The organism is Glaciihabitans sp. INWT7 (assembly GCF_014217685.1).
Lineage (GTDB): Bacteria > Actinomycetota > Actinomycetes > Actinomycetales > Microbacteriaceae > Lacisediminihabitans.
Window position 1 is genome coordinate 2175802 of the sequence record NZ_CP043653.1, and the last position, 18434, is coordinate 2194235.

An 18434-nucleotide genomic window follows, 5' to 3' on the forward strand; every position below is an offset into this window, starting at 1 on the left:
TGGTGGGGCTCTCGAGATCTGTTCGCCGGGTGACCAGCCTCCCCCTTTCTGCGTAGGGTGGACACATGCAACCAGGCAACCAGTTCGGCGAATTCTTGCGCGCCCGGCGCGAACTACTCACCCCTGAAGACGTGGGGTTGCCCGCCACCGGCCGAAGACGCATTCAGGGCCTCCGTCGGGAAGAAGCGGCCCTCGTATCCGGGATCTCGCCCGAGGATTACCTCCGCCTGGAACAGGGAGTCGAGCAGAATCCGACCGACGACGTTCTCGACGCCCTGACCAGGGCGCTCAAGCTCGACGATGACGCGGCCGCCAGCCTGCGCGACCTCGCTCGTCCCGCCCTTATCGAGCGGGATTCCCGGCCGATCGCCCCGGACGAAGCGCCGGAGGGGCTCGCCGGTCTCATCGACGCCTGGCCCCACCAGGTCGCCTGGATCGAGGGAAGGCTCACCGAGGTACTCTCGGCCAACCCGCTCGCCCGCGCCCTCTCCCCGCGCTTCACCCCCGGCACCAACCTCATGCGCTCGGTGTTCCTCGATCCGGCCTCCCGCGAGCTCTATCCCCAGTGGGACCGGATGCTCGTAGCCACCGTCGCACGCCTGCGCACTCTCATCGGCCCGGATATCGACGATCCGGCCCTCACCCAGCTCGTGGGCGAACTCTCCGTTCGCAGCGGCGAATTCCGCGCCCTCTGGGGAGCGGCGGAGCTGCCAGCAGAGGTCGATTCGATCACCCGGATCACCCACCCGCAGGTGGGAGCGCTCGAACTGGAGACGGAACGACTGGCCATCGGCTCTCCCGGGGGGTCCGACACGCGATCGTTGGTCATCCTGCACGCCCGGCCCGGTTCGGAGTCGGAGACGGCCCTGCGCCGGCTCGCTGCGATTGCCTCCGGAACCTCGCCGGCGGAAGCTCAGCGCATCCTGCCCGCGCCCGTGCCGATCGAATCGAAGCGCCGCCTCCCGTGAGCCGGAACTCCGCCGCGGGAGCGCCGGGCGGCACTCCCGTCGGCCGCCGCATCGCCCAGATCCTCATCGCCATTCTGCTGGTCTTCGTGCTCGCGATCGTCGCCCTTCTCACCTGGGCGAACATCGTGATGCAGGGAGAACGCGCGCCGGCGCTCGCTGCGTGGCGCGACAGCCGGATCTCGATCACCTCGACCGATCATTCGGTGATCCTCACGCCGAAGGGCGGAGCCACTGGCACCGGGCTGGTCTTCATCCCCGGTGCGAAAGTCGATCCCTACGCCTACCTGTACAAGCTCTCCGGCATCGTGGAGCAGGGCGTGACCGTCGTGATCACCAAGCCGACCCTCAACCTCGCGTTCTTCGACCAGCGACCTCTTGCCACCTTCACGGCAGACACCAGCGGGGTGACCCGGTGGTTCGTCGGCGGACACTCTCTCGGCGGCGTTCGGGCCTGCATGCTGGCCGATTCGAACGAGGCACCCGCCGTCGCGGGCCTCGTGCTCTTCGGCAGCTACTGCGCGAACGACCTCTCGCGCACCGATCTCAGCGTGCTCAGCATCGGCGGGGAGCGGGACGGCTTGAGCACTCCGGCGAAGATCGCCGCGGGCAAGAGCCTGCTACCGGCATCCGCGGTGTTCGTGGAGATCCCGGGCAGCAATCACGCGCGCTTCGGCGACTACGGCGTGCAGCCGGGTGACGGCACCGCGACGATCTCCAGTGAAGAGGCCCGCTCTGAGATCACCGCGGCCCTCGCCGGGGTTCTCACCGACGGGTAGCCCGTCGCCGGACGCCGCGTCGAACGCCGCGGCAGAACAAGGGGAAAAACGGCGAGTGCGGCCTGTCCGTGCCGTGATGCCGACCCGGAAAGACCGCACTCGCCCGATCATGGCGCTACTTGTCGTCGGTCAGCGCCTCCTTCACGTTCTCGCCAGCCTTCTTCACCGAGGCCTTCGCCTGGTCGGCCTTGCCTTCGGCTACGAGGCTGTCGTTGTCGGTGACCTTTCCGAGCGCTTCCTTCCCCTTGCCGAGAAGGTCCTGCGCGGTGTTCTTGATGTCGTTGTCTGCACTCATGTGAGAACTCCATTTCTGGTTCGGTTTGCACTGGTTTTCATGACTGGGACGGGTACTGTGAGCAATTCGTCACGCTCTGGGGCGAAATTTTTCTGAGAGAGAACGGATGGCGGGTGATCGATCTCTCCTCGGCCTCGGACGGCATCCTCGCCGAGCGGTCGGCCGACGGCGACACGAACGCCTTCTCGGTGCTGGTGAGGCGTCACGCTCCGTACCTTCGCGCCTTCGCCCAGCGCCTCACCGGCTCTGCGGCGGATGCCGACGACGCGGTGCAGGAAGCCCTGATCTCGGCGTGGAAACAGCTTCCCGCGCTGCAGGACCCGAGCAAGGTGCGCTCCTGGCTGACCAGCATCGTCAGCCGGAAGGCCACCGACCGGATCCGCAGCAGGCGGCCGACGGGCGAGCTGGACGACGAGCTCGTGGCCGAGCACGGTTCCGGTCCAGAGCAGCGCGCCATCGCGACCTCGCGCATGGAGGCGCTCACCCGCGTGCTCGACGAGCTGCCCGAAGGCCAGCGCCAGTGTTGGGTGCTGAAAGAGGTGGGCGGATACTCCTATGACGAGATCGCCGAACGGCTCGACCTCAGCGTGACCACCGTGCGGGGAAAGCTCGCGCGCGCCCGACAGACTGTAGTGAGAGAGATGGAGGTGTGGCGATGACCGAAGCCTCTGCCAGCGACGACGTCGGTGGTTCCGGATTCTCGCTCGACGATCTCAGCGACTATCTGGACCGCGGGCGCGAGCCCGCCATCGCCGCCATCGACGGCAATGCCGAATGCCAGGCGATGCTCGCGAGCCTCGAACGCGTCGGAGCGCTCTCGCGGGACCTCGTGGTGCGGGATGCCCGGGACAACCCCGGGATCGAGGAGGGCTGGTTGCGGGGAGTGCTCACCGCGATCTCACGCGAAGTGCGGGCGGGGCGGGACATCCCGCTCAGCAGCTCCGAACCGAACACTCGCCTCACCATCACCGAAGGGGCCGTGCACGAGCTCGTGAGAGCGGCTGGCGACTCCGTGGAGGGAGTGCTCGTGGGGCGCTGCACCCTCGACGGCGAGCTCGACGATCCCGATGCTCCCGTGCGCGTCGCTGTGACGATCAGCGTCGTGCTCAGCGCGCCCATCGTCGATCTGGCCGACGCCGTTCGCGAGCGCGTCTATTCCGAGCTGCTGAAACACACCGAACTCACCATCGAGAGCGTGGATGTCACCGTGACAGATGCCCACACCCTGGAACGCCCCGTCGAGGAGGACGAAGCATGACCGACGAACTCACCTCCCTCGCCGCTCAGCTCGACGCCGTCGTGCGTTCGGTGCCCTCGGTTGCCGCGCTATACGCCGCGGAACCGAGCCTGTTGCGGTCGGTACGAGAATTGACGACCGGGCCCGACACTCCGATCGCGTTGGTCTCGGTGCGTCGTGTGGACGAGGGGCTGGCGATCGTGGCGAGCGTGGCTGCCTCCGGCCGGCAGCAGGCCCCCGTGACCGCGCTCGCCGTGTCGACGGCGATCCGCTCCGTGCTCGCTCCGGGCGTCGAGGCGGAGATCCTGGTGCGAGTGAGCCGCATCGAGGGCTGACGGAGCCGTCAGCCGTCGTTGCGATTGTTGTGGCGGATGAACCGCACGGCGATCTCCTCCGCATCGATCGACGCGAGGATGGCACGCACCGCCGGCTCCTGATAGCGCCCCTCACGCCGGGCCTCGAGCACCGCGGCGCGCTCTGCCTCGATCATCGCGAGCCGGAGTCGGCCGAAGACCGCCTGCGCGGGCTCCACCCCGTCCTCGACCGGATTGAGGAGGGATTCGCCGAGCAGGGTGGCATCGTTGCGGAGACGTTCGACCACGGCCGCGTCATCCGCCTCCATCCTCTCCGCGTCGAGTCTGACGACCCCGGCTGCCCGGGCCTCCGCCATCAGCATCTGCGCCTCCACGAGCTCCTGGTCCGCATTCGGCGGGGGAAGCTTCAAGCGGCGGATGATCCACGGCAGCGCGAGTCCCTGCACCAGCGTGCCCACGACCACCGCGAAGGCGAGGAACTGGAGAAACGATTTCTGCGGGGTGGCATCGGGCAGGAGGAAGACCGCCGCGAGTGTGACAACCCCGCGCATGCCGGAGAACCCGATCGCCACGGTGGCTTTGCCGCTCCAGCTGCGCTCGCGGAAGCGCTTCGGACCGACCCGGTAGAACCCGCTCACCGCCAGGATCCACGCGAACCGCGCCGCGATGAGGAACACCAGCATCCCGACACAGATGAGAACGACCTGGGCGATGCCGAACCCGGAGTCGGCGACACCGCGCAAGATGCCCTTGAGGTTGAGGCCGATGAACAGGAACACGGAATTCTCGAGGAGGAACCGGATGGTGCGCCAATTCACGGAATCCGCGATGCGCGCCTGTGCGGACTGCACCACCGGCGCCTGGGTCCCGATGATGAGACCGGCGATCACCACGGCGAGCACCCCCGACCCGTGAAGCAGTTGGGTGGGGATGAACGCCACGAAGGGTGTCGCGAGCGACAGACTCGTGTCGAGCACCGGCGCCTTGAGCCTCTTACGAATGGCGGAGAGTCCGAATCCGGCGGCAAGGCCGAAACCCACCCCCACCACCACGGCGAGCACGAAATCCGCGGCGACGGCCCACGGGTTGAGGGTGCCGACGATGGCCGCCATGGCGGCGGAGAGGGCGACAAGAGCCGCAGCGTCGTTGAACAGGCTCTCCCCCTCGAGCACGGTCACGACCCGGCGGGGCAGCCTGAGGCGACCGGAGATGGAGGTGATGGCCACCGCATCCGTCGGAGCGACGACCGCGGCGAACGCAAAACCCGTCGCGAGGGTGATCGCCGGCACGATCAGCCAGGTGAAGAAGCCCACGACCACGACAGTGAAGAGCACGAGGCCGACCGAGAGGGTGAGGATGCTGTCCCGCCTGGCCCGCACGTCTACCAGGGAAGTGCGGATGGCCGCGGCGAAGAGCAACGGCGGCAACAGGCCGTAGAGCACCAACTCCGGCTGCACCTCGATCTTCGGCAGCCAGGGCAGGAACGACGCGACCGCACCGACAGCCACGAGCGTGACGGGCGCCGACCAGCCCACACGTCGCGACAACCCCGTGACCGCGACGGTCACGAGCACGAACGACACGATCCAGATGATCGTCAAGACCGAGCCGTCCATGCCGCATTCCTTCCCGCGTTGTTATCCGAGGGTAGAGGACTCGCGCAGACGACGAGTGCCTAGGGTGCCGACAACTGCTCGCGCACGACCCGTCGCAGCACCTTCCCCACGATATTGCGGGGCAATTCGTCGACGACCTCGATGCGTCTCGGCACCTTGTAGGCCGCCATCCGCTGTTTCAGGTGCTCGCGAATCGCGGGCACATCCAGGCTGGCCCCCGCGCTGAGCACGACGGCGGCGACGACATCCTCTCCGCCCTGCGGAGTGCGGATGCCCACGACGGCAGCGTCCGCGATGTCCGGATGCGAGATCAACGCCTCCTCTACCTCGGTCGGCGCCACGTTGAATCCCCCCGTGATGATGAGCTCCTTGATGCGGTCGACGACGGTCACGAAGCCGTCGGCGGAGACGGTCACGATGTCGCCGGTGCGCAGCCATCCCCCGGGGAGCAGCGTCTCCGCCGTCTCGGTCGGGCGGTTCCAGTAGCCGCTGAAGACCTGTGGTCCGCGCACGAGCAATTCGCCCTCTTCGTTCACCCCGCGGTCGATCGAGGGATCGTCGGGATCCACCACCCGGATGTCCGTGCTGGGGAAAGGCACGCCGACCGTGCCGGGGCGCCGCGAGGGTCCCATCGGGTTGCCGACCACGATCGGGGATGACTCGGTCATTCCGTAGCCCTCGACGAGCAGGCCGCCGGTGGCCTGTTCCCAGAGCTCGACGATGCGGGTGGGCAGGTTCATCGCTCCCGAGATCGCAAACCGGATGCCGCGAAGGCTCACTCCCCGGTCCGCGGCCGCGCCGACCAGGCGTTCGTAGATCGGCGGCACGGCGGGCAGGAAGGTGGCGGGCGTCTTGCGGAACGCGTCGAGCACGAGTTGTTCATCGAATTTGGGGAACAGCACGAGTCGGGCCCCGATACTGAGCGCGAAGCTGAGGCAGAGGGTGAGACCGTAGGCGTGGAACAGGGGCAGTACGCCGTAGACGACCTCGCGGCCGGCGCGGAGTCCGGGGATCCAGGCCTCTCCCTGCATGGCGTTTGCGCGCAGATTGCGGTGCGACAGGATGGCACCCTTCGGAGTGCCTGTCGTGCCGCTGGTGTACTGCAGAACCGCGGTGTCATCGAGAGCCGGACCGGGGAATCGGCGGGGAAGCGGTCGGGACGACTCGAGGTCGCGCCATTCGATCGAGCCTCGCACACGACGTCCGCTGGTCAGCGCGGCTCGCGAAAGACGGGCCTTCTTCACCGGGAGCCGCAGGGCGACCCGGGTGCGCAGCGGCATCGCCCGGGTCACGTCGACCGAGACCACGGTCTGCAGACCCAGGTCTTCGGGCATGTTGAGAAGAGTCGGCACCGTCTTGTCCCACGCGATCGCCACCTTCGCCCCGTGATCCTCGAACTGGTGGCGGAGTTCCCGCTCGGTGTAAAGCGGGTTGTGTTCCACCACGATAGCTCCGAGCCGCAGCACCGCGTAGAAGGCGATCACGTGCTGCGGACTGTTCGGCAGCACGAGCGCGACACGATCCCCCTTCCCCACTCCCCGGGCGCGAAGCCCGTTCGCGAAGTGCGAGATCCGGTCGCCGAGTTCGCCGTAGGTCATGGTCGCGCCGAAGAACTGCAGGGCGATGTTCCGCCGGTATTTCCGGGCCGAGCTCGACAGCATCTGGCTGAGAGTCTCGGTGGGCTCCGCGATATCGCGAGGCACGCGCAGCGCATAGGAGTCGAGCCAGGGTCGGTCGGAGAATGGGGTCATGTTTGCCTCGGTGGTCGAACGGTGTTCATCGGGAGCTGCGTGCTGTCGTACTAGTTCGGAGCCACCGGCCGGGAGGAATGGTCGGGGGACTTCCAAGCTAAGGGGAGCAAGATCTCCCCATGCGCAATGATGTCACTCCCCTCACCCCCGGCCCTGGACAGGAGTCGGTGTGGGACTATCCCCGGCCGCCCAGAGTCGAAGCCACCACCGACCGCATCCGCATCCGTCTCGGCGGCGAGACGATAGTCGACACGACGGATGCCGTGAGAGTGCTCGAGACGAGCCATCCGCCGGTCTACTACCTGCCCCGCTCCGCGTTTCCCGAGGGTGCCCTCGAGAAGGCGCCGGGGGCGAGTTTCTGTGAGTTCAAGGGCGCGGCGAAGTACGTGACCGTGCGTGGGGGTTCGGCGCGCGCCGAATCCGCCGGCTGGTATTACCCCACTCCGAGCCCGGGCTACGAGCTGCTCATCGACCGGGTGGCGGTGTATCCCTCGGCGATGGACTCGTGCGAAGTCGCCGGAGAGACCGTGACGGCGCAGGCCGGAGACTTCTACGGTGGCTGGATCACCTCGCGCGTGGTCGGCCCGTTCAAGGGCGAACCGGGCACGATGGGCTGGTAGGCATCGATGCGCTCCCTACTCGACCCGCGGAGTTCGAGTAGAGCGCTCAGCGCCCGTATCGAGACCGGAAGGTCAGACCGAGACGGTCGCGAGCACCTCGTCGAGCACGGCGGAGGCCTCTTCGTCGGTGGAGTTCTGGGCGAGGGCGAGCTCTGAGATCAGAATCTGGCGGGCCTTGAGCAGCATCCGCTTCTCTCCGGCCGAGACACCGTGGTCCTGGTCGCGACGCCACAGGTCACGAACGACCTCGCTGACGCGGTAGACGCTTCCGCTGCCCATCTTCTCGGTGTTGGCCTTGAACCGGCGAGACCAGTTGCCCGGCTCCTCGACCATGTCACTGCGAAGCACATCGAAGACGGCCTCGACACCGGCGCTGTCGATGACGTCGCGCACTCCGATGAGCTCGACGTTCTCGATCGGCAATTCGATGGTCAGGTCCGTGGCGTGCACGTTGAGAGTGATGTACTCCTTCGGCTCACCCTTGATCGTGCGGGTCTTCACCGCGGTGATCGTGGCAGCGCCGTGGTGGGGGTAGACGACAGTCTCTCCGACTTGGAAAATCATGCGGTAATGCCTTCAATCGTTGATTCTGTATCGCAGGGGCCTATCGCTCGCGACGAGAGCGCGATGGGAGCGGGTGGCTGCCTGGAGGGACATCGAGCGGTTCCACGTCCGAGACCGTATACAGGATAACGCGTACGGGCACCATTAAATTGCCAAACGGCCGGTCGGAGGCTGATCTGGCCGGGCGTAGCCTTCGATCATGACTCGAAACCTGCCCGATATCGACGTGCCCGACCTCTCCGGACGACTTGCGATCGTCACCGGCGCGAACAGCGGCCTCGGCTTCGCGCTCACCTCTCGACTGGCGGCCGCCGGTGCCGAAGTGGTGCTCGCGGTGCGCAACCGGGCCAAGGGAGAGGAGGCGATCGCCCGCATTCGCGCGGACGTGCCGACGGCGCGACTGAGGATGCTGCCCCTCGACCTGTCCTCGCTCAGCAACATCTCCACTTTCGCGGCCATGTTCACGGCGGAGGGCCGCGCCCTCGACCTCTTGATCAACAACGCGGGGGTGATGATGCCGCCGAAGCGCGGGACGACCGAAGACGGCTTCGAGCTGCAGTTCGGAAGCAACTATCTCGGGCACTTCGCTCTCACCGCGCACCTGCTTCCCCAGCTGCGCGCCGCCGGGAGTGCCCGCGTCGTCTCCCTCAGCAGCATCCTCGCCCGCGCCGGTCGCTTCGACTGGGACGACCTCCAGGCCGAGAAGCACTACAGCCCGCAGGGCTCCTACGGCCTCTCAAAGCTGTCGATGCTGGTCTTCGCCCGCGAACTCCAGCGTCGAAGCGATGCCGCCGGGTGGGGCATCCGCAGCCTCGCCGCTCACCCCGGATCGACCCTCACCAACCTCCAGGTCACCGGTCCGCAGTCGGGCGGCACGGGTGGCGGGGCGATGACCGCGTACCTGAAACTGACTTCGGGCGTCCCGTGGCTGTGGCAGCAAGCACCCCAGGGCATCCTTCCCGCTCTGTATGCCGCTACGAGCATGGATGCGGTGGGCGGTGCGTACTACGGTCCGGGAGGATTCGCCGAACTCACCGGCGCCCCGAAGCTCGCCGCCATTCCGAAACGGGCTCTCTCGACCGCGGATCCCACCCACCTGTGGACGGTGTCGGAGGAGCTCACCGGGGTGCCATTCCCCGGCTGATCCCGCGGTGAAACGTCACAGGGTGTCGTCTCGGGCCCAATAAGACGCATCTTCTGACGGCCCGCGCGGGAAAGCGGCGGGTCGCGCGGGAAAGCGGGTCAGCCGCGGGCGGGATCCTTCCGCGCCGCTGCCCCGCCGGTCTTGGCGCTGCCCTTCTGCGGCAGCAGTGTGTTCGCCTCTTCGAGCGACATTCCATTCGTCTCGGGGATGAAGCGGGAGACGAACAGGAACGAGAGCAGCGCCATCGCGGCATAGAGCCCGTAGGTGAGCACGAGGGAGACCGCCGCCAGGGGCGGGAACGACACCGTCACGAGGAAGTTGGCGATCCACTGGGCCGCCGCGGCGACCCCTAGCGCCCGAGCCCGGATGCGGGTGGGGAAGATCTCGCCGAGCAGCACCCACACCACCGGACCCCAGGACGCGCCGAAGCTCACGACGAACACGTTGGCGGCCACGAGCGCGATCGGGCCCCAGGCGCCCGGGAGCGAGGGAGCACCCTTCACGATATCGGCCTGGCTGAAGGCGATAGCCATGGTGGCGAGAGACACGGTCATGCCGGCCGATCCAAACAGCAGGATCGGGCGGCGGCCCACCCGGTCGACGAGCGCGATCGCCACAAAGGTGACCGCGATGTTGGTGACGGCCGTGATCACCGAGATCGTGAACGAGTCCTTCTCCTGGAATCCGACCGACTTCCACAGGGTGGTCGAATAGTAGAAGATCACATTGATGCCCACGAATTGCTGGAAGATCGACAGGACGATGCCGATCCAGACGATCGGTTTGAGTCCGAAGCGATCGCCTCTGAGAGCCCCCTTCTTCGACCCCTCCTCATCGGTGTGGATCGCATCTCTCATATCACGGATGGCCCGCTCCACATCGTCATCCGGCCAGATCCGGGCGAAGATCGCGCGAACATCGTCGTCCCGCTTCTTGAGCACGAGGAATCTCGGGGACTCGGGGAGGAAGAACGCGATCGCGCCGTAGACGACGGCCGGCACGACGCCCGCGAGGAACATCCACCGCCAGGCCTCCAGTCCGAGCCAGAACGTGGCGTCGGCCGCCCCGGCGGCGTTCGCGAACAGCGTGTCGGAGAGCAGCGCAGCGAAGATTCCGACGGTGATGGCGAGCTGTTGAAGGGAGCCGAGCCGCCCGCGCAACTGGCGAGGTGAGATCTCCGCGATGTAGGCCGGTGCGATCACCGATGCGATGCCGATGCCGAGCCCTCCGACGAGGCGCCAGACCACGAGGTCCCAGACTCCGATCGACAGCCCACAGCCGATCGCGCTGGCGAGGAAGAGGACGGCCCCGACGATCATCGCCGGGATGCGTCCGAAGCGGTCGGCGAGCCGACCGGCGAGGTAGGCGCCGACCGCGCATCCGATCAGGGCACTCGCCACCGCGAAACCGGTGAGGGATGCGCCGAGCGAGAACTGCTTCTGCACGGCGTCGACGGCCCCGTTGACGACGGAGGAATCGAAGCCGAAGAGGAAGCCGCCGACCGCGCCGGCGACCGCGAGGGCGATGACTTTGACGTTGGTGCGGGGGCTCGAGGTGTCTGACATGGCTGGCCTTCGAAGTGAGAGTGGAGGGGTTCATTCACCCTACGCTCGGGTTGTGCGACTACTTCAGGGAGTGAACGACGTGCGCGTCGGCATCCATCCCTCGACCGGCGACCGGATGCGCGACCGCGACATCCTGGCTGCCGCCGTCTCTGCTGCGGTGCCCGGACTCGGTGCCGCGACCCTCAGCCGGCGCTGCGCCGATTGCTGCGGCGATCACGGACAGCCCCGGGTCGCCGGGGACCTGGCGTGGGCGAGCCTTGCGCGGGCCGGCGGATTCCTCGCTGTAGCCGTCAGCACCGTCGGTCCGGTCGGAATCGACCTTGAGGACCCCGCGGCGGTGGCTAGGGCGCCACTCGATGCGTTCACTGCAGAGGAGCTGCGGTTCATCCGCGGCGGGGCGGATGCGGCACGCACCGCGACAGAGTTCTGGACGGCCAAGGAGGCGATCCTGAAGGCCGATGGACGCGGGTTGCGGTGTGATCCCCGCGACCTGCAACTGGGGGGCGACCCTCTTCGCCTGGTGGCCTGGCCCGAGTGCCCGATCGCGCTCACCGCCGTGAGGCTCGATGGTTTCGATGGGCCGAACGGGCTCGTCGGCGCGGTCGCGACCTTCAGGCGAGGCGGGGAAGGGCCTTCGAATACACCCAGCGGTTGATGATGCCCTCGATCGCCGTCGAATGGCTCAACTCCGCGAAAGTGTCGATGACGTCGGAGGGCATGATGTGCCCGAATCGCAAGCGTGACCCGAGGTCGCGCAAGGAGTCGAAAAAGGCCTCGTCCCCGATCGCTCGGCGCACCACATGGAGGGCGAGCGCCCCGCGCTTGTAGACCCGATCGTCGAAGAGGAGCTTCGTGCCCGGATCTCCGACGACGATGTCCTTGGACTGGTCGTTCACCAGGTCCCAGTGCGAACGGGCGCACTCGGAGGCGGTGGGGCCGCCGCTGGCCTCCGACCACAGCCACTCCGCGTAGCAGGCGAATCCCTCGTGAAGCCAGATGTCTTTCCAGCGGTTCACGGTGAGGGAGTTGCCGAACCACTGGTGGGCGAGTTCGTGGGCGATGAGCCGGTCGCAGCCATGGGTGCCGTCGATGTGATTGCGGCCGAAGATGGCGAGTCCGTGAGCTTCGAGCGGGATCTCCAGCTCATCCGCTGTCACGATCACGCCGTAGGCGGGGAAGGGGTATGGCCCGAATCTGTCTGAGAACAGCGCGATCATCTCCCCGAGTCGGCTGAAGTCCTCGGTGACCTCTGTGCTCAGGGCGCTCGGATAGGAGATGGTGGTCGGCACCCCGGCATCCACCGCAAGAGCGCGGTAGCGCCCGATCTGCACGGTCGCGAGGTAGGTGGCCATCGGCTCCGCCACCTCGAACTCCCAGCGCGCGCGACCGGCGCGACTGGTGCGGGAGACCTGCTCGCCGTTGGAGATCACCTGGTACACCGACTCGCACGACACCACGATGCGGAATCTCGCCTTATTGCTCGGGTGGTCGTTGCAGGGAAACCACGATGATGCCCCGTTCGGCTGGCTCGCCACGAGTGCGCCGTCGGCGAGCTCCTCCCAGCCGACCTCACCCCACTCCGAACGGATCGGATGCGGTGCGCCCCGGTAGCGCACCGTCACGGTGAACTCCTCCCCCGCGGTGATCGCCGCAAGCGGGGTGATCACGAGTTTGCGTGCGGTCTGCGTGACCTTGCGGGGGCGTTCGCCCCCGATGGTGACCTTCTCCACGACCAGCCCGGCGAGGTCGAGGCTGAAACGATCGAGGTCTTCCGTGGCCCGGGCGGAGATGACGGTGCTGGCGATCAGCCGGTTCGTCTCGACGCGATAGTCGAGATCGATGTCGTAGCGATCGACGAGGTAGCCGCCGTTTCCGCTCGCGGGCAGGTAGTCGTCGCCCGCGGAGGGGGAACCGAGGGACGGGCGCGAAGTCTGGGGCATCAGTGCGCTCCAGTATTCCACGGCGCAGAAAGCGATGACTCCCAGGGCGCAATCGGGTTGCCAGACCACAGGGTGCCCTCCGGCACCCGTTCCCCTCTCATGACCAGGGATGCAGGCCCGACTGTCGCCCTCCGGTCGATGGATGCTGCGGGCAGGATCACGCTGTGCGGTCCGAGAGTCGATCCTTCGGCGAGGTTCACGGAGTCGAGTTGCATGATGCGGTCGTGGAAGAGGTGGGTCTGCACGACGCATCCGCGATTCACGGTGGAGCCGTCGCCGAGGGCGACGAGGTCGGCCTCTGGCAGCCAATAGGACTCGCACCAGACCCCCCTGCCGATCGAGGCTCCCAACGTGCGCAGCCACACGGCGAGCGCCGGCGTGCCGGCGGCGCTCGCGGCGAACCACGGCCGAGCCACCATCTCGACGAAGGTGTCGGAGACCTCGTTGCGCCACACGAACGTCGACCAGAGCGGATGCTCCCGGGCGGCGATCCTGCCGGCGAAGGCCCACTTCGCCGCGGTCGTGATGCCGGCGGCCACCGCCCCGGCGAGCAGCAGCACCACGCCGGAGAGCAGGATCGCGGCACCGACACCGACGGCGAGCCACAGCCCCTCGAGCGCCCCGAGCACGGCGAGCGCGATCCAGGCGGTCACGAAGACGGGGACGATGCGCAGCACCTCCCAGGCGGCACGCGCGATCCGCAGACGCAGCGGCGGCTCGAAGGTGCGCGCCTCGTCGATGTCGCTGACGGTGCGACGGAGGCGGGAGGGCGGGTTGCCCAGCCAGGACGATCCGCGTTTGGCCTTGCGCGGGGTCGCCGAGAGCACGGCCACCAGCGCGTTGCGTGGCACGGAGCGACCGGGGCCCGTGATCCCACTGTTGCCGAGAAAGGCGCGGCGACCGATCTTCGCCCGGCCGATGCGCATCCAGCCGCCGCCCAGTTCGTAGGTGGCCACCATGGTGTCGTCGGCGAGGAATGCACCGGGGGCGATGGTGGTGAGCCGCGGGATCAGCAGCACCGTGGATGCCTCGACGCCCGCGCCGACGGTGGCACCGAGCATGCGCAGCCAGACCGGGGTGAAGAGGCTCGCGTAGAGCGGGAAGAGCAGCGTCCGTGCGCTGTCCAGAAGTCGCTCCGTGCTCCACGCCTGCCAGCCGACACGGCTGCGCACGGGATGGTGCCCTCCGTCAGTCCGAGCCCCAAGAGCCGCACCGCCACGACGACGAGTGCGGCGTAAGCCAGTCCCGCCACGATCACCGCCAGCGGAACGGCGAGCGCCCCGCGGCCGAGCGCCTCTCCGATGCTGACCGCCGCACCGATGGCCGCGCCGACGACGAGCGCCCCGAGAGCGACCGCGACCGCGGGGATGGCCGAGAGGGCGAGCGAGCCGAGTGCGTAGACGACCAGCCACCGCGTGCCTCTCGGAGGGCGCGACGGCGGCCAGGCGTGCCGGGCGGAGCCGACCCGTTCTGCCGGGGATCCCGCCCATCTCTCCCCCGCGGGAACACGGCTCGAGACCGCGGCCCCCGCCTCGATCTCGGCGCCGCCCCCCACGCTGGCACCGCCGAGCATCGTGCTTCGCGTGCCGATGACGGCTCCCGCCCCGATGTGGACGGCACCGAGACGCAGGATGTCGCCGTCGACCCAGTACCCCGAGAGATCCACCTCGGGTTCGATGGCCGCCCGCGGCCCGATCGACAGCATGCCGGTGACGGGCGGAAGCGTGTGAAGATCGACACCCTCCCCGATCTTCGCGCCGAGCGCGCGGGCGTAATAACTGATCCAGGGCGCACCGGCGAGACTTGCTCCGCCCACGAGGTGCGCCACCTGCTCGGCCAGCCAGAGGCGCAGGTGCACCGACCCGCCGCGCGGGTAGTCGCCCGGTCGCACACCGGCGAGCAGGAGGCGGGCAGCCACCACGGTGACCGTCATCTTGCCGAGAGGTGAGACAAAGAGAACGAGCCCGGCGGCGATCCACCACCAGGAGAGAGTGGGCGCGAAACTCGCGCCGGTCAGGGCGTGGAGCAGATTGTTGGCCGCGGCGAGGTAGACCAGGTAGCGCATTCCCACCAGCGCGTGCAGAGGCACCCCGAGGATCGTCTGGACTACCTGGCTGCGCAGGGGGGTCGGCCCGACCGTTCGCAGCGTCTGCTTCTCAGACGGCGCTCGCGCGTCGAGTTCATCCGCGAGCGAGCCGATGCGCGGATGGTCGTAGATGTCCGACACCCGCGTCTGCGGATACCGCACCCGGATGGCCGAGACCAGTTGCGCGGCAGTGAGGGACCCGCCGCCCTGAGCGAAGAAGTCGTCGTCTGAGCCCTGCACCGGCGTGCCGAGGATGGCCGACCATTGCCCCGCGATCCAGGCCGTGGTCTCCGAAAGAGTGCCGGCACGATCTCCGCTGACCGCGGGAAGGGGCCAGGGCAGCGCCGCCCGGTCCACCTTGCCGGAGGTGCGGGTGGGCAGGGAATCCACCACGGCGAGCAACGGCACGAGTGCCGCCGGAAGCTCGGCGCGCAGCAGTTCTGTCGCACCGGTCCGATCGAACTCCGTCGTACTGTCGGCGACGGCGAGGTAGCCCACCAACACGTGGTTGCCCGCGGGGGTCGTCTGCACGACGGCGGCGGCACCGGCCACTCCAGGGAGGCCCTGGAGCGCGGCATCGACCTCGCCGAGTTCGATGCGGCGACCCCCCAGCTTCACCTGGTCGTCCGCGCGCCCCACGAAGATCAGGCCGGCCGGGTCGTAGCGCACGAGATCGCCGCTCCGATAGGCCCGATCCCACCCGAGTTCGGTGAAGGGCGCATACTTCTCGGCGTCTTTGGCCGCATCGAGGTAGCGGGCGAGCCCGACCCCACCGATGATCAGTTCGCCGACCTCTCCGGCCGCGACCCGTGCGCCGGCCGAGTCGACGACCGCGAGATTCCAGCCGTCGAGCGGCAGGCCGATGCGAACCGGGCCGGCACCGTCGAGCAGTGAAGCGCAGGCGACCACCGTCGCTTCGGTGGGGCCGTAGGTGTTCCACACCTCGCGTCCGCGGGAGACGATCCGGGAGACCAGCTCCGGCGGGCAGGCCTCACCCCCGAAGATGACCAGGCGCACGAGTTCGAGGGACTCCTCCGGCCAGAGGGCCGCGAGCGTGGGCACCGTGGAGACGATCGTGATGCCGTGCGCGATCAGCCAGGGGCCGAGGTCGACCCCCGAGCGCACCAGCGATCGCGGTGCCGGCACCAGGCAGGCTCCGTTGCGCCAGGCCAGCCACATCTCCTCGCACGAAGCGTCGAACGCCACGGAGAGGCCGGCGAGCACCCTGTCGCCGACCCCGATCGGCTCGGCGGCGAGGAAGAGCCGGGCCTCCGCATCCACGAAGGCCGCCGCAGAGCGATGGGTGACCGCCACGCCCTTTGGTAGTCCGGTGGACCCCGACGTGAAGATGACCCAGGCGTCGTCATCCGGTGTCGGCGGGTCGACCACGGTGAGCGTGCCGGTCTCGGGAGCGGGCGGCGGGCTCGCACTGAGCCCGCCCCTCGCTTCGCCGGCGGCGGCGAAGACACCGCCGGCGCCGATCACCCCCACCACCGCGGCCTCGGAGAACACGAGTTGCACCCGCCCCTCCGGATCGTCGGCGTCCACCGGCACATAAGACGCCCCCGCCGCCAGAGTCGCGAGAATCGAGACATACAGCTCGCGCGTGCCCGAGGGGATGCGGATGCCCACTCGGTCGCCCCGCGTCACGCCGAGCGCGATCAGCTGCGCCGCCTGCGCGTTCACCAGTCGCACGAGCCGCCGGTAGCTGATCGCGCCGAAAGGATCCTCCAGCGCGAGAGCGTCCGGTGTCGCTGCCGCCGTCGCCACCAGAATGTCGATCAGTGTGCGTGGCGGAGTCCTCCGATCGCCCGCGAGAAGAGGGGACTGCCGAGGACTGGGTTCGGGACGATTGGGCGTGTCGTCCGATTGGGGCGTCACTCGTCCTCCAAGGCTCTGGTCGGTAGGCGGGGCCAGCCGAGGTTGCCCCATCGTCGCAGACGGTATTGCGTCGTGGTGACCAGCAGGTGAACATCCCGATCACCAGAGGCGTGCCCGGAGAGCTGGCGCAACCGCGGTCACGGCGGTTTTTTGGCTGATCGTCGACCGCCGTTAAGCTGTGCGCCACCCGCAGCGGCGAGGCTGGGACCATGATCGCGATCCCGCTGATGCCCGGCCTCGGCTTGACGAGGGGCCGTGATGCGCTCGGCTGAGTCCGCGCAGTCCCCCGCCGTCGCCTGGGTCGAGTCTCCGCTGCAGTTGGTCGCCGCCGCAGAGTGGGCCGAGACCCAACCGCACCGCATCGTCGTGGCCCTGCGCGTGACGAGCCCGCAGATGCCGGCGACGGCCGCAGAGCTCCTTTCGCGGGGTGCCCGGTTCGGCGAGTGCGTGCCGTTCTTCGGCATCCCGTGGCAGTTGCTCTCCCGCCACCGCTCCTGGGCAGTGGGTGACGCCTTCTCCGGCCAGTTCCGACTCGCCTCCGCTGTGCGCCCGCCGCTCTCCCTCACTCTTCTCGACGACGGATCCCAGGCCAGCGCGATCGTCGACGCCCTCGTCGGTCGCACCAGCTTCGCGCGCCCGCACCAGCGCGAGTCGACCGCACTCACCACTCTCGGCATCCTGGCTCGCGACCGGATGCTCGCGCTCGCAGCGCGCGACCGCCTCGAGATCGCCACCGCCTTCGAGTTCGGCGCGGTGCGCACCGTGCTGCTGAGCGACCAGCGCATCCCCGTCACCTCGCATCGTTTCGACTGGGTGCGTCGCACCGCGCGGCCGATCGCCGTTCCCGGCAACCGCGTGCTGCTCGGCAGCGCCCTGCCCACGGACGGACGGATGCCGGTGGACCGCTACCTGCGCTGGGTGCGGTCTGAGGCGGCCGACTCCCCCCTCATCTATCTGCCTCATCGTCGGGAGACCGCTGCGGTCCGTGACGCGGTGGCCGCCATCGCTGGCGTGCGCGTCTTCGACTCCGGCTTGCCGGTCGAGCTGGTACTCGCCGGCGCGCAGGAGCCGCTAGAGGTCATCACCCTTCCGACGAGCGCGCGCACCACGCTCACCCACGTTCTCGAGGGCACCGGCAGCAGCATCCGCACGCGCTCCCTGCACCGCGAATCGATCCGATGAGTGTGGCGACGGTGAGTCACGCAGAGTGGTTTCTCGTGGAGTCGGGCGGACTGTGCCGGTGGACCATCCGGCACCAGGTCACGGGTGAGCTGGCCGGCACGGTCCTCCGCACCCCTGCCGGCTATGTGCTCACCGACGACCAGTCGCAGCGGATCGGTAGCTTCCCCTCGCTCGAGCGGGCACTCGACGGGCTCTACGACTTCGTCTGAGCCTCGCCCGCGAGAGCATGCGGGGTCAGGAGGCCTCTCGGCGGAGCGTTCGATCGAGGGTGGACGTCAACAGGAACCGCAGCGCGTCTTCGACGGACGCGAAGTGGCCGATGGGCCGATCCAGCCAATCCAGCAGCTCGAAACCGTCGGTCGTGCGCCAGACCTGTCCCGCGATCAGGAGGGTGCCGTGATGCTGCACGTCCCAGCGTCCCTGACCCGCCTCGACGAGGTCGAATGCCTCCGCATAATTCATGTCCTGAGCTCCTTCCGACGGTAGAGCGCACCT

General features: G+C 68.4%; 17 protein-coding genes and 1 pseudogene. 10 read left to right on the forward strand and 8 right to left on the reverse strand.

The window, feature by feature from the left end; all coding sequences use genetic code 11:
- The first annotated feature begins 65 nt into the window (after positions 1 to 65).
- Both F1C58_RS10620 and F1C58_RS10625 read left to right on the forward strand, forming a co-directional pair.
- Positions 66 to 968, forward strand: coding sequence for a helix-turn-helix transcriptional regulator (locus F1C58_RS10620; protein WP_185201082.1), 903 nt, complete (start codon positions 66 to 68; stop codon positions 966 to 968).
- Positions 965 to 1744, forward strand: a complete 780-nt coding sequence (locus F1C58_RS10625; protein WP_255461073.1) for an alpha/beta hydrolase — start codon at positions 965 to 967, stop codon at positions 1742 to 1744. Before F1C58_RS10620 ends, F1C58_RS10625 begins: the two co-directional genes overlap by 4 nt.
- A 115-nt stretch (positions 1745 to 1859) precedes the next feature.
- Here F1C58_RS10625 and F1C58_RS10630 read toward each other — a convergent pair whose 3' ends face one another.
- A complete protein-coding gene (locus F1C58_RS10630) occupies positions 1860 to 2039 on the reverse strand; it encodes a CsbD family protein (RefSeq protein WP_185201083.1) in 180 nt (59 codons plus the stop codon).
- A gap of 113 nt (positions 2040 to 2152) precedes the next feature.
- Between F1C58_RS10630 and F1C58_RS10635 the strand changes: the two genes are divergently transcribed.
- The 3 genes from F1C58_RS10635 to F1C58_RS10645 are packed head-to-tail and all read left to right on the forward strand — an operon-like array spanning position 2153 to position 3611.
- Positions 2153 to 2698, forward strand: a complete 546-nt coding sequence (locus tag F1C58_RS10635) for an RNA polymerase sigma factor (RefSeq protein ID WP_185201084.1) — start codon at positions 2153 to 2155, stop codon at positions 2696 to 2698.
- Positions 2695 to 3297 (forward strand): Asp23/Gls24 family envelope stress response protein, encoded by a 603-nt coding sequence (locus F1C58_RS10640; RefSeq protein WP_185201085.1) that lies wholly within the window; start codon positions 2695 to 2697, stop codon positions 3295 to 3297. Before F1C58_RS10635 ends, F1C58_RS10640 begins: the two co-directional genes overlap by 4 nt.
- The gene (locus F1C58_RS10645) at positions 3294 to 3611 is read left to right on the forward strand and encodes a hypothetical protein (protein WP_185201086.1); all 318 of its coding nucleotides are present in this window, start codon (positions 3294 to 3296) and stop codon (positions 3609 to 3611) included. The genes F1C58_RS10640 and F1C58_RS10645 overlap by 4 nt, the downstream gene beginning before the upstream one ends.
- An 8-nt stretch (positions 3612 to 3619) precedes the next feature.
- On the opposite strand, the gene F1C58_RS10650 is transcribed toward F1C58_RS10645, so the two are convergent.
- Together F1C58_RS10650 and F1C58_RS10655 are read right to left on the reverse strand one after the other, a co-directional pair.
- The gene (locus tag F1C58_RS10650) at positions 3620 to 5206 is read right to left on the reverse strand and encodes a sodium:proton antiporter (RefSeq protein ID WP_185201087.1); all 1587 of its coding nucleotides are present in this window, start codon (positions 5204 to 5206) and stop codon (positions 3620 to 3622) included.
- 59 nt (positions 5207 to 5265) lie between these two features.
- The gene (locus F1C58_RS10655; RefSeq protein WP_185201088.1) at positions 5266 to 6957 is read right to left on the reverse strand and encodes a long-chain-fatty-acid--CoA ligase; all 1692 of its coding nucleotides are present in this window, start codon (positions 6955 to 6957) and stop codon (positions 5266 to 5268) included.
- Positions 6958 to 7076: 119 nt separating this feature from the next.
- Here F1C58_RS10655 and F1C58_RS10660 point away from each other — a divergent pair, with 119 nt between their 5' ends.
- Entirely contained in the window at positions 7077 to 7577 is a 501-nt protein-coding gene (locus tag F1C58_RS10660; protein ID WP_185201089.1) for a DUF427 domain-containing protein, read from the forward strand.
- A 72-nt stretch (positions 7578 to 7649) separates the two neighbouring features.
- On the opposite strand, the gene F1C58_RS10665 is transcribed toward F1C58_RS10660, so the two are convergent.
- Positions 7650 to 8141, reverse strand: a complete 492-nt coding sequence (locus tag F1C58_RS10665; protein ID WP_185201090.1) for a CarD family transcriptional regulator — start codon at positions 8139 to 8141, stop codon at positions 7650 to 7652.
- A 199-nt stretch (positions 8142 to 8340) separates the two neighbouring features.
- Between F1C58_RS10665 and F1C58_RS10670 the strand changes: the two genes are divergently transcribed.
- Positions 8341 to 9285, forward strand: coding sequence for an SDR family oxidoreductase (locus tag F1C58_RS10670; RefSeq protein ID WP_185201091.1), 945 nt, complete (start codon positions 8341 to 8343; stop codon positions 9283 to 9285).
- 98 nt (positions 9286 to 9383) lie between these two features.
- Here F1C58_RS10670 and F1C58_RS10675 read toward each other — a convergent pair whose 3' ends face one another.
- A complete protein-coding gene (locus tag F1C58_RS10675) occupies positions 9384 to 10850 on the reverse strand; it encodes a sugar porter family MFS transporter (RefSeq protein ID WP_185201092.1) in 1467 nt (488 codons plus the stop codon).
- A gap of 52 nt (positions 10851 to 10902) precedes the next feature.
- On the opposite strand from F1C58_RS10675, the gene F1C58_RS10680 reads away from it, so the two are divergent.
- Positions 10903 to 11505, forward strand: a complete 603-nt coding sequence (locus tag F1C58_RS10680; protein ID WP_185201093.1) for a 4'-phosphopantetheinyl transferase superfamily protein — start codon at positions 10903 to 10905, stop codon at positions 11503 to 11505.
- On the opposite strand, the gene F1C58_RS10685 is transcribed toward F1C58_RS10680, so the two are convergent.
- Both F1C58_RS10685 and F1C58_RS10690 read right to left on the reverse strand, forming a co-directional pair.
- Entirely contained in the window at positions 11462 to 12790 is a 1329-nt protein-coding gene (locus F1C58_RS10685; protein WP_185201094.1) for a M1 family metallopeptidase, read from the reverse strand. The two genes, F1C58_RS10680 and F1C58_RS10685, sit on opposite strands and share 44 nt — an antisense overlap.
- Positions 12790 to 16808, reverse strand: a pseudogene (locus tag F1C58_RS10690) (Pls/PosA family non-ribosomal peptide synthetase). The gene F1C58_RS10685 and the pseudogene F1C58_RS10690 overlap by 1 nt, the downstream one beginning before the upstream one ends.
- Before the next feature lie 207 nt (positions 16809 to 17015).
- On the opposite strand from F1C58_RS10690, the gene F1C58_RS10695 reads away from it, so the two are divergent.
- Together F1C58_RS10695 and F1C58_RS10700 are read left to right on the forward strand one after the other, a co-directional pair.
- Entirely contained in the window at positions 17016 to 17939 is a 924-nt protein-coding gene (locus tag F1C58_RS10695; protein ID WP_185201095.1) for a hypothetical protein, read from the forward strand.
- A gap of 11 nt (positions 17940 to 17950) precedes the next feature.
- Positions 17951 to 18148: a hypothetical protein gene (locus F1C58_RS10700; protein WP_185201096.1), complete on the forward strand. Its 198-nt coding sequence runs from the start codon at positions 17951 to 17953 to the stop codon at positions 18146 to 18148.
- Between the two features lie 25 nt (positions 18149 to 18173).
- Here the strand turns inward: F1C58_RS10700 and F1C58_RS10705 are convergent, their stop codons facing one another.
- Entirely contained in the window at positions 18174 to 18401 is a 228-nt protein-coding gene (locus tag F1C58_RS10705; protein WP_185201097.1) for a hypothetical protein, read from the reverse strand.
- Positions 18402 to 18434 lie beyond the last annotated feature (33 nt).

Coding starts and splice junctions, on each gene's coding strand:
- F1C58_RS10620 (WP_185201082.1), top strand. CDS start 66: ATGCAACCAGGCAACCAGTTCGGCGAATTCTTGCGCGCCCGGCGCGAA.
- F1C58_RS10630 (WP_185201083.1), bottom strand. CDS start 2,039: ATGAGTGCAGACAACGACATCAAGAACACCGCGCAGGACCTTCTCGGC.
- F1C58_RS10640 (WP_185201085.1), top strand. CDS start 2,695: ATGACCGAAGCCTCTGCCAGCGACGACGTCGGTGGTTCCGGATTCTCG.
- F1C58_RS10645 (WP_185201086.1), top strand. CDS start 3,294: ATGACCGACGAACTCACCTCCCTCGCCGCTCAGCTCGACGCCGTCGTG.
- F1C58_RS10650 (WP_185201087.1), bottom strand. CDS start 5,206: ATGGACGGCTCGGTCTTGACGATCATCTGGATCGTGTCGTTCGTGCTC.
- F1C58_RS10655 (WP_185201088.1), bottom strand. CDS start 6,957: ATGACCCCATTCTCCGACCGACCCTGGCTCGACTCCTATGCGCTGCGC.
- F1C58_RS10660 (WP_185201089.1), top strand. CDS start 7,077: ATGCGCAATGATGTCACTCCCCTCACCCCCGGCCCTGGACAGGAGTCG.
- F1C58_RS10665 (WP_185201090.1), bottom strand. CDS start 8,141: ATGATTTTCCAAGTCGGAGAGACTGTCGTCTACCCCCACCACGGCGCT.
- F1C58_RS10670 (WP_185201091.1), top strand. CDS start 8,341: ATGACTCGAAACCTGCCCGATATCGACGTGCCCGACCTCTCCGGACGA.
- F1C58_RS10675 (WP_185201092.1), bottom strand. CDS start 10,850: ATGTCAGACACCTCGAGCCCCCGCACCAACGTCAAAGTCATCGCCCTC.
- F1C58_RS10685 (WP_185201094.1), bottom strand. CDS start 12,790: ATGCCCCAGACTTCGCGCCCGTCCCTCGGTTCCCCCTCCGCGGGCGAC.
- F1C58_RS10695 (WP_185201095.1), top strand. CDS start 17,016: ATGCGCTCGGCTGAGTCCGCGCAGTCCCCCGCCGTCGCCTGGGTCGAG.
- F1C58_RS10705 (WP_185201097.1), bottom strand. CDS start 18,401: ATGAATTATGCGGAGGCATTCGACCTCGTCGAGGCGGGTCAGGGACGC.